The sequence below is a fragment of the Propionivibrio sp. genome (assembly GCF_049316945.1).
Lineage (GTDB): Bacteria > Pseudomonadota > Gammaproteobacteria > Burkholderiales > Rhodocyclaceae > Propionivibrio.
Window position 1 is genome coordinate 1 of sequence record NZ_JBMOJE010000163.1, and the last position, 8,620, is coordinate 8,620.

Annotated in this window: 11 protein-coding genes and 4 pseudogenes; all 15 read right to left on the bottom strand. The window is 53.1% G+C overall.

Translation table 11 applies throughout. The features are described 5' to 3' along the window. A partial coding sequence (locus ACOYNV_RS23395) for a hypothetical protein (protein ID WP_422902219.1) occupies positions 1-196 on the bottom strand: 196 nt, incomplete at its 3' end. Between the two features lie 96 nt (positions 197-292). Beyond that, entirely contained in the window at positions 293-1,732 is a 1,440-nt protein-coding gene (locus ACOYNV_RS23400) for an ATP-binding protein (RefSeq protein ID WP_422902220.1), read from the bottom strand. Between the two features lie 173 nt (positions 1,733-1,905). Continuing rightward, positions 1,906-2,241: pseudogene (locus ACOYNV_RS23405) on the bottom strand (GDP-mannose 4,6-dehydratase); the annotation flags it as partial. A 170-nt stretch (positions 2,242-2,411) separates the two neighbouring features. Further along, positions 2,412-2,618, bottom strand: a complete 207-nt coding sequence (locus tag ACOYNV_RS23410) for a hypothetical protein (protein ID WP_422902221.1) — start codon at positions 2,616-2,618, stop codon at positions 2,412-2,414. Next, positions 2,608-2,928, bottom strand: coding sequence for a PIN domain protein (locus ACOYNV_RS23415; RefSeq protein WP_422902222.1), 321 nt, complete (start codon positions 2,926-2,928; stop codon positions 2,608-2,610). Before ACOYNV_RS23415 ends, ACOYNV_RS23410 begins: the two co-directional genes overlap by 11 nt. Before the next feature lie 161 nt (positions 2,929-3,089). Continuing rightward, positions 3,090-3,212 (bottom strand): annotated as a pseudogene (locus tag ACOYNV_RS23420) (GDP-mannose 4,6-dehydratase); the annotation flags it as partial. 29 nt (positions 3,213-3,241) lie between these two features. Then, positions 3,242-3,523, bottom strand: coding sequence for a Fic family protein (locus ACOYNV_RS23425; protein ID WP_422902223.1), 282 nt, complete (start codon positions 3,521-3,523; stop codon positions 3,242-3,244). Next, on the bottom strand, positions 3,487-4,005 hold the full coding sequence (locus ACOYNV_RS23430) for an ATP-binding protein (RefSeq protein ID WP_422902224.1): 519 nt from the start codon (positions 4,003-4,005) through the stop codon (positions 3,487-3,489). Before ACOYNV_RS23430 ends, ACOYNV_RS23425 begins: the two co-directional genes overlap by 37 nt. Before the next feature lie 139 nt (positions 4,006-4,144). Continuing rightward, entirely contained in the window at positions 4,145-4,534 is a 390-nt protein-coding gene (locus tag ACOYNV_RS23435; protein WP_422902225.1) for a type II toxin-antitoxin system VapC family toxin, read from the bottom strand. Next, complete coding sequence (locus ACOYNV_RS23440) at positions 4,531-4,794, bottom strand: hypothetical protein (protein WP_422902226.1); 264 nt, start codon at positions 4,792-4,794, stop codon at positions 4,531-4,533. The genes ACOYNV_RS23435 and ACOYNV_RS23440 overlap by 4 nt, the downstream gene beginning before the upstream one ends. Before the next feature lie 223 nt (positions 4,795-5,017). After that, positions 5,018-5,152 (bottom strand): annotated as a pseudogene (locus ACOYNV_RS23445) (GDP-mannose 4,6-dehydratase); the annotation flags it as partial. A gap of 29 nt (positions 5,153-5,181) precedes the next feature. Next, complete coding sequence (locus ACOYNV_RS23450; protein ID WP_422902227.1) at positions 5,182-6,417, bottom strand: Fic family protein; 1,236 nt, start codon at positions 6,415-6,417, stop codon at positions 5,182-5,184. Then, positions 6,410-6,553, bottom strand: a complete 144-nt coding sequence (locus ACOYNV_RS23455) for a helix-turn-helix domain-containing protein (RefSeq protein WP_422902228.1) — start codon at positions 6,551-6,553, stop codon at positions 6,410-6,412. The genes ACOYNV_RS23450 and ACOYNV_RS23455 overlap by 8 nt, the downstream gene beginning before the upstream one ends. Next, positions 6,550-7,540 (bottom strand): annotated as a pseudogene (gene fcl / locus ACOYNV_RS23460) (GDP-L-fucose synthase). Before fcl ends, ACOYNV_RS23455 begins: the two are co-directional and overlap by 4 nt. 282 nt (positions 7,541-7,822) lie before the next feature. Beyond that, positions 7,823-8,188: a MarR family EPS-associated transcriptional regulator gene (locus ACOYNV_RS23465; RefSeq protein ID WP_422902229.1), complete on the bottom strand. Its 366-nt coding sequence runs from the start codon at positions 8,186-8,188 to the stop codon at positions 7,823-7,825. Between the last annotated feature and the right edge of the window lie 432 nt (positions 8,189-8,620).

Here is an 8,620-nt window from a genome sequence, read left to right on the forward strand (position 1 = left end):
CTTTGTTGGTGTGCTTGACCATGAAATCCATAATGCGTTGGACTTGTTCAATCAGGGTGTTGCGGCTGGTAATGCTGTCTTTAATGAGGGTGGGGCTGGCAAAACGGCCGGCTTCAATGGTGCTTAAAAATACATCATTTTTGGAAAAAAGTAGGTGGCAGGCAAAGGTGGGACGGCCTTGTTTGGAGTGTCTCAATTACTTCTTTTTGGAAGCTGCTTTTTAATTCAATAAACGTACTTTCGCCCTGGCGGATAACTTCCAGCAGTGAGGCTGCGGAGTTTGGGGCGGTTTTCATTCGACAACCTCCCAGTGCCCGCCTTTGGCGGGGCCGACGCGGCGCAGTTTGCCTTCAGCACGCAGTTTGCGAATAGCCCGCTCAATGGCACTGTCTGACTTGCCAAGTTGCAGAGCTAGCTCGGGGATTGCAGTGCTTGGCGCTTCTGCAAGCTGGCGAAGGATCATATCTGGCGTTTTCCCCAGCGTTTTCCCCAGCGTTTTCCCCGGCGTTTGCTTCGAAGTACCTTCTTTTTTTGAACGAGCCAAGGAAGCGGGCAGGTCAAAAGTCATGGTCACAACGTCGTCGCTAACCTTGAGCGCGGGGGCCGCAAGACCCGCTTCTTGCATCAGGCCCGCGATTTTGAGGGTGCCCCGGCCCCAGGTTTCGATCAAACCGCGGCGGTAAAACACCTTGGCAATCCAGGGGTTCCATGGCTTGGATTCGTGCGGCAGATAGAGTTTTTCGGGGGTCAGTCCAAAGTGCAGTTCTCCGGGAGAGATGACCTCAAGCCGGTCGTCGTACAAAGCCACAGATACCGAGCCTGCGGCGCTGGCGTAGTCGCGGTGGATAAAGGCGTTGGCCAGGGCTTCGCGCACAGCTTCCACGGGCAGCGCGGGCGTGTCGATACGGGCCATTTGACCGGGCACAATTTTGCCGGCCACGGGCATCCAGTCGATCAGAAAGCGCTCTGCCCGACGCATGAGCGCAAAAGCGCTGCCCGAGTATTGGCGGTTGTCCAGAAACTCGTCGCGTGTGGTGCCTTTGAATCGTGCGACGCGCAAATTAAATTGAGGAAACTCGGGGATGGCGTGATCGTCCTTGCAAAACAGGGCGATGGCGGCGCGGCTGATTTGGTCGCCTTGCACCAGCAGACCCAAACCCCGCAGCAAGCCCATCGGGTCGCGGGTGCCGGGGTCTTCCATGCGGCCACGCCGAATGGCTTCTTCGATGGTGACCACGAGTTCACGCGAGTCCAGGGTGTCGATGCCGCAGCTCTCGGCGGCCTGCATTTCCCAGCGGTTAGTGGCGTGCATCGACTCGATCAGCAAGCGCTGGTAGGTGGCTCGCGGCATGACGCGGGTGGTGTTGAGTACGCGCTCATAGGGCACGCCGCGAAAAGAAACAGGCACTTGGGCGGCGCGCTCGACCTGAACCAACAGCACTTCTAATCCAGCCTCATCCCCGACAGTGACCGGGATGCGCTGTAGGTGGGGTGACATCGGCGGCTCAAAGCCTTGAAACTCTTGGGCCAGTTCTTCCAACGTGCGGTCGGTTACTTTTTGGCCCACCACTTTACCGGCGGGGGTGACGCCGAACACTACTTGCCCGCCTTGCCCATTGGCCAGCGCACACAAACTGCGGCAGGCGCGGTCTTTCTCTGCCGTAGACTTTTTAAGCTCCAGCGTCAAGGATTCGCCTGCGGCGATGAGGGCTTGGAGGGCTGCGAGCGTCATGGGGTGGCTTGCTCCACGCTCACGTTAACTTGATACCCGTGCTGTTCGAGCAAGGCATGTTGTTTGGCCTGGGTAAGGTCATTGGCGAGCATCTCGGCGCACATTTCTTGCGCGGTGATCTCGGGCACCCAGCCTGGTTTTTGCTTGGCCTTGATCGGGTCGCCCAGCGTGGTTTCGACTTCGGTGGTGTATTCGGGGCTTTCGAAGCTGACGGCGACGTGGGACTGACCGAGGTTGTAGATTTCGTCCGGATGGGTTTCCTGCACGATGCGCACCAGGTTGCTGGTATCGGTGAGGTCGCCGTAATGCAGTTTGAAGTGTGCATTCTGGATGTACGGGTCCTGGTAGATGTGGTCTACGCGCTGGGTGTTGAATGAACTCGCGCGACGCTTGATGCCGTGGACGACGTAGCCTTTTTCAAGCAGGAATTCGGCTAGGTAGGAACCATCCTGGCCGGTGATGCCGGTGATTAGTGCGACTTTGGGTGCAGTTTTTTGTGGGGTGGTCATAATTTATTTTTGAGAACTTGGTAGGCACTTAAGTCGCTGGCTAGGTTATTGACGCGCTCAATGGCTTGCTGAAACAGGCTACTCATGGCACACAAGGACCATAGGCGTGTGCCTGAGCCACCACGGGGGATGACCGGGATTATTTCTTGTATGGGTTGGCTAGCTATATTTCAGAATTGGCCGAGTTGGTTTGAGAACTCATTGGCAGTTGCGGCAATTTGTTCAATGCTCATATCTGGCAGGCCTTGCCGACGCCATTCGGTATAGTTAAATTTATCCTGATTTACCGCTATCAAAAAACGCTCGGTTTCGATCAACCCAAGTGACCCAATGAGGGCCTGCATGCCTTGCATGCGAATTTCAGATTCAGTTCTCATACCAGTTCTCCACAAAAGCAATGGCCTCACCCGGCAGCATGGTGGGTATGGTTCCGATTGTTCTCATATTCTTGAGTAAACGGTCATCCGTCGTTATGAATAAATCAGCCTGCCCTGCGATGGCGCACGCGACGTGAATTGCGTCAAATTTATGGATGCCCTCCATTCCGTAAGACTTGGCGCAGGCGATGATTTCAACATCGGTCAAAACCATGGTTTTTGCAAGCCATCGCCACTGCAATATTGCGTGACGGTGCTCTTCAAAAGGGTTGTTTTTGCACTCAAAATCCAAAATAGAAGACCAAATCAAATCAAACTCAAGATTTTCACCTTCTGCTGTAATAAAAGCTTAGCTTCAGTTTCAAGGTGAATTCGTGCTTGTGTTTGATCGTCCTAAAGACGATTGAAACAGCACATGTCAAGGTAGATTCGCATGGGACTTATTTGTGTTGGCTATTGCGATTTGTACAAGTTGCTATTCAACACTCGGCGCTTGATACCGTGGACGATGTAGCCTTTTTCAAGCAGGTATTCGGCAAGGTAGGAACCATCCTGGCCGGTGATGCCGGTGATTAGTGCGACTTTTTTGGTCATGGTAGTTGTCTGCATAAATTTAACTGTTCTTATCCGGCTTGGGCAAGGCGGTACTTCTGCAAGCGGCTGTTGGGTTTGTCAGGCTGCGTCATTTTGATTTTACCCTCGACCAGCGCTGGCTTTAGATAGGCATCGGCAAAGTGCTTGCGGTCTTTTAAGCCAAGAACGGCCATTAACTCCTGGCGCGTCATTTCCCCCTGAATCACCGCCAGTAGCTGCTCAACTTGCGGGGTTGCCAACTCTAGCTGGCTGCTTGTACTGGTAAACGTGACCATCATACCGCCCTGAAATTCCTGAACATCGAACTGCACTTCCGGATAGACCTTGAGCGCACGCCGGATGCGGGTACAGCCACTGCCGTATTTTTCAATTCTATGGCGTTATTGGTTATTGGTGCGCGCCGTCGAGTTTTGTAGGTGCGCGATCTGCACTTCCTTCGGTCGGCTCTGCACCCCAAGGGTATTTCCTGCGGGGCACATTCCCTTTGGTCGGATTTTCTGCGCGATGGGCGGTTGATTTTGGCGCTGTAATCGCCCAGTAAAACTGGGCTCCTACAAGAGCGGCAATAATTAAAGATGAAAGCGCCTTTTTCAATGGCGTTAATCAGGTAGAAACGTTCGGCGACAAGCTTGTTGCGCAGGCTGGAGCAGTAATTGTCGGTGTGGATATCGACCACGCTGTTGTTTCCATAAAGGGTGCCGGGGCTAAAAATCATGATCTTGTCGTCAGCTATCTCTATTTTTATCTGAATGTCGTCGGAGTCGGTGTAGCTGCGCTGCGCGACGGCATTCAACAGCCCATGCAGGGTGTCAATAAGCGAAGCGCATTGCCCGTTGGATATTGCGCCCTATGTGTTGTCGGGTCGGCGAGGTCGGCAATTTCGATGGTGCTCGCTCCAGGCTCCCTTTTCTTGATCAATCGAGTCTGGTTAGTCATGGAGCGGTGGGGTTGAGCAGCGACAAGCCGGGAATCGACTTGAAGTCGCTCGTATTGGCAGTCATGACTGGCAATTTCTCGACCAAGGCACTGGCGGCTATGATGGCGTCAGGCAACTTGATAGCCAGCAGACTCCGCAGCTTGATCACCTCGTTGACCACGGGGCGCGCGAGTCCAATTTCGCCCATGCCGCGCAACAGATTCTCTGCATCGCAGCGACTTTGCTCGCTATGCCCGCGCCAACCAAGCAATTCCATCGTAGTAATCACCGATACCACGGAACCAGCACTCAAGGCCTGTTCAACATTCAGGACAAACGCCGACGAGGTGTTGCCACCGAGGTAGTCGATAAGTACATTCGTGTCGATCAGGCAGCGAATCATCATTGCCCGTAGCCCCGATCATCCCATTCAGATCGTACCGCGTGAAATTCATTATGAAGCTGTTTTGAATTACGTTTGGGAAAACTAGCTCGTGCGATCCTCGCCAAGGCGACGATATCGATGTTTTCGGAGTTTTGCTCCCCGGCAGAAGGTTCTTCGTACATCACAATGATCTTCGCCTGCACGATATTCGACGGCAGGCGCTCGCTACTGAAGTCAATGCGGTGATTCACGATGGGCGCTTCAATTTCGACGGCGATCATTTTGCATACTCCTTGTTTTCGTCGTTGGACGGGGTGATTAAGTCTCGCATGTAAACTTCCAGAGTGCCGAACTCTAAGGAACGTCTGCGAAATAACTTCATGAAATTATCTTCTCCCCTATCTTAAAATCGCAATCCCGTAGCCCGTGTAGGGTGTCAATAAGCGAAGCGCATTGCACCGTTCCCGCGAACATTCGGCGCAATTCCCGTTGGTTATTGCGCCCTACGCGCTGGGTGTTGAATGAGCTGGCGCGGCGTTTGATGCCGTGGACGATGTAGCCTTTTTCAAGCAGGAATTCGGCAAGGTATGAACCATCCTGGCCAGTAATGCCGGTAATTAGTGCGGTTTTTTGGAGCATGGTAGTTGTCTGCATAAATTTAACTGTTCTTATCCGGCGTGGGTGAGGCGGTACTTCTGCAAGCGGCTGTTGGGTTTGTCAGGATAAGTCATTTTGATTTTGCCCTCGACCAGCGCAGGCTTTAGATAGGCATCGGCAAAGTGCTTGCGGTCTTTTAAGCCAAGCACGGCCATTAGCTCCTGGCGCGTCATTTCCCCCTGAATCACCGCCAGTAGCTGCTCAACTTGCGGGGTGACTTGCGGGGTGACTTGCGGGGTTGCCACCTCAAGCTGGCTGCTTTTGTTGGAAAACGTGGCCATCACACCGCCCTGAAATTCCTGAACATCGAACTGCACTTCCGGATAGTCCTTGAGCGCACGCCGGATGCGGATGAAGCCACTGCCGTATTTTTCAATGGCGTTAATCAGGTAGAAACCTTCGGCGACTAGCTTGTTGCGCAGGCTGGAGCAGTAGTTGTCGGTCTGGATGTCGGCCACGCTAATGTTTCCATAAAGGGTGCCGGGGCTAAAAATCATGATCTTGTCGTCAAATATCTTTATCTGAATGTCGTTGGGGTCGGTGTAGCTGCGATGCACGATGGCATTCAACAGCGCTTCGCGTAGAGCGGCAAGTGGGTAACCAAAGCGTTCTTTGCGCTGAATGCTGCCATCAAATTCAAAGGCGACACTGATATACGAGACGATGAATTTCATCGACTGCTCAACCACTTCAAAGAGTGTGTCGGTAAATTGCCGGTCGTCAATGATCATGTCGGGCGTTTTGAAGCGACCAATATGGACGTTGTGGCGGAGCGGCTCGTCGGCAAACAGGAGTAGCGCGGCCCAGGAGGGATGGCCATTTTTGAGGTAGTGAAGCTTTTGCAACGCGGCATACGGATCGCTTTCATCCACTGCAAAACGACCATGCTGATTGACAAGTCGAAGGAAGTGCTGAATTTTAGCCACGGAGAGCTGGTCGACCGTATAGCCACTCGCCTCGTAAGCGTCCCACGAGAGCTGTAGAGATTGCATATAGAGGTCGGCAATTTCGCCAGAACTTAGCGCATGGTTGGAGCTTGCCACACGTTTATAGTAGCGCCCGCGAGTACTGACCGGCTTGACCGGGAATTCTCGAATATCGATTTCAACGATGGTTTTGCCGTCAATGCCATGGGCGATTATTTCTGGTATCAAGGCCGGGCTGGTAGCAGATTTTATTTGACCAAGCCACTCGTTGAGTGTTTCCTTGCCAAGGCTGACGCCAAGCAGTTTCCCGTTATCAGACATCCACCAACACCCGCCCACCCTGTGTATTGGCAAAAGCCACTAACGATTCAATTGAGGCTTTGTTAAACGAGGTTTTGAATTCCAGCGTTTGTGATTCGCCTTCGGCGATGAGGGCGTGAAGGGCTGACAGATTCATGCGGTGAACTTATCGACCAAGAGCTGGCGTAAAAAGTCCTGGTAGGCCTGCGCCAGTCCTTGTTCATGCCCGACTTTGGCTTGCCAGCCCAGCGCGTTCAGGCGACTGCTATCCATGAGCTTGCGTGGCGTGCCATCGGGTTTGCTGGGGTCGAAGGTAATTCCGGCCTTGGTAGCCAATGGCTTTGCCGACGGCGTGGGCAAGTTCGTTGATGGTGATGTCGTGCCCATACCCAACGTTAATGTGGCTCAGCATGGGCTGGGTGTGGGTTGCGTAGATGGCTTTGTCCAGGTTCATCATGTGCACGCTGGCAGCCGCCATGTCGTCTACGTAGAGGAACTCCCGGCGCGGAGTGCCGGTGCCCCAGATGGCGATTGTGGTGGCATTGGCGACCTTGGCTTCATGAAAGCGCCGAATGAGCGCTGGGATGACGTGACTGTTTACGGGGTGGTAGTTGTCGCCAGGTCCGTAGAGGTTGGTGGGCATGACGCTGCGGTAGTCGACACCGTGGCTTTCCCCGTATTGGCGATTGTAGCTTTCACAGAGTTTGATACCCGCGATTTTTGCGATGGCGTACGGTTCGTTGGTTGGCTCAAGCGTGCCCGTGAGTAGCGCCTCTTCGCTCATGGGCTGTGGGGCAAATTTTGGGTAGATACAACTGGACCCAAGAAAAAGGAGTTTTTGCACACCCGCTCGCCAGGCTTCGTAAATAACATTAGCCTCCACCATCAGGTTCTGGTAGATGAATTCGGCTGGGTAGCTGTTGTTGGCGTGAATACCGCCTATTTTTGCGGCTGCCAGATAAACCTGATCGGGTTTTTCAGATTCGAAGAATGCGCGAACGGCTGCCTGGTCGATGAGGTCAAGTTCGGCATGGGTGCGCGTGACGATGTTCGTTTGGCTATGTTGTTGCAATGTGCGAACGATGGCTGCGCCAACCATACCGCGGTGGCCTGCTACGTAGATCTTTGGTGAGTGCTTGGTCATGGTGATCAGGTGCCGATTCTGCGGTAGTTGTATTCAAAGCTAACGATGAGGTCTTCGACGTGGTAGTTGGCCGTTTTTGGGGAGATGGTAACGGTACCAGAGAGGAACGGGAATGATTTCATGAGCGCGCCTTTATTTCGAGCTGATTTCAGCCACCGACAAAACCAGACGATTGGTATATTCATTTGCAGAAATCGCCTTAGTTGGGAGTGGCTTTTCATTGGTGTCGAATAATTGCGACGCGTTGGTTACGCAGGCAGGCCGTTAACTGAGTGATTTTGCTCATACGATGTTTTTTACTGCGCTGTCGTTTTCCAACGCTTCTTGCTGTACCGCTTCGATCTCGGCTTTTAGCAACGCGTACTCTGCCATCTTGCGCTTGAGGAATCTGCCCGTCAGCGCAGCTTTTTCGCCCACGCCTGCGGGTGTGAGCAGGTAGGCGTAGGCCAGTTTGTTCTTGTTAGTCTGGAAATTGTGCAGTTTTACCCAGCCTTTGTTGAGCAAGGCCTGCAGGCAGTAATTGACCCCTCCCAAGCTGATTCCCAATGCCTTGGCCAACTCCCGCTGGCTTGATTTGGGGTTCTCTTGTAACAGCCGCAGTATCCGGAAATCCGTGTCTTCCTGCAGTTTGCTTTGGCGACTTTGCATTGATTTATTGGTATTTGACTGTTGAGTTGGCTGGAAAATGACTGTTTTTATAGCGCTTTAATCGTTAATTGTTGACGCTCTTGTAGGAGCCCAGCTTGCTGAGCGATTACTCCCGTGCCAGCTCAACCACCTTTCGCGCAGATATCCGACCGAAGGAAGTGCAGAGCTCGCTCCTACAAAAGCCGACGCCTTCAGTGCCGCATTAACCACCTTTCGTGCTGATATCCGACCGAAGGAAGTGCAGAGCTCGCTCCTTCAAAAGTCGACACCCTGCAGCAATAGCCAACAGCGATGTAGCCTTTTTTATTATCTGCACGGCGGTTCGAGGTTGAACATGTTACATCGACTTGATTCGTTTTGTCGATTATTTGGTCACTATTCCAACCCTGACGCACGAACCGCGCCCCCCTGATGGCGCAAGGGTTTGGAGGC

Bases quoted from the DNA above. Each gene is read 5' to 3' on its own strand.
- ACOYNV_RS23400 (WP_422902220.1), bottom strand. From the start codon at position 1,732: ATGACGCTCGCAGCCCTCCAAGCCCTCATCGCCGCAGGCGAATCCTTG.
- ACOYNV_RS23410 (WP_422902221.1), bottom strand. From the start codon at position 2,618: ATGAGAACTGAATCTGAAATTCGCATGCAAGGCATGCAGGCCCTCATT.
- ACOYNV_RS23435 (WP_422902225.1), bottom strand. From the start codon at position 4,534: ATGATGATTCGCTGCCTGATCGACACGAATGTACTTATCGACTACCTC.
- ACOYNV_RS23440 (WP_422902226.1), bottom strand. From the start codon at position 4,794: ATGATCGCCGTCGAAATTGAAGCGCCCATCGTGAATCACCGCATTGAC.
- ACOYNV_RS23450 (WP_422902227.1), bottom strand. From the start codon at position 6,417: ATGTCTGATAACGGGAAACTGCTTGGCGTCAGCCTTGGCAAGGAAACA.
- ACOYNV_RS23455 (WP_422902228.1), bottom strand. From the start codon at position 6,553: ATGAATCTGTCAGCCCTTCACGCCCTCATCGCCGAAGGCGAATCACAA.
- ACOYNV_RS23465 (WP_422902229.1), bottom strand. From the start codon at position 8,188: ATGCAAAGTCGCCAAAGCAAACTGCAGGAAGACACGGATTTCCGGATA.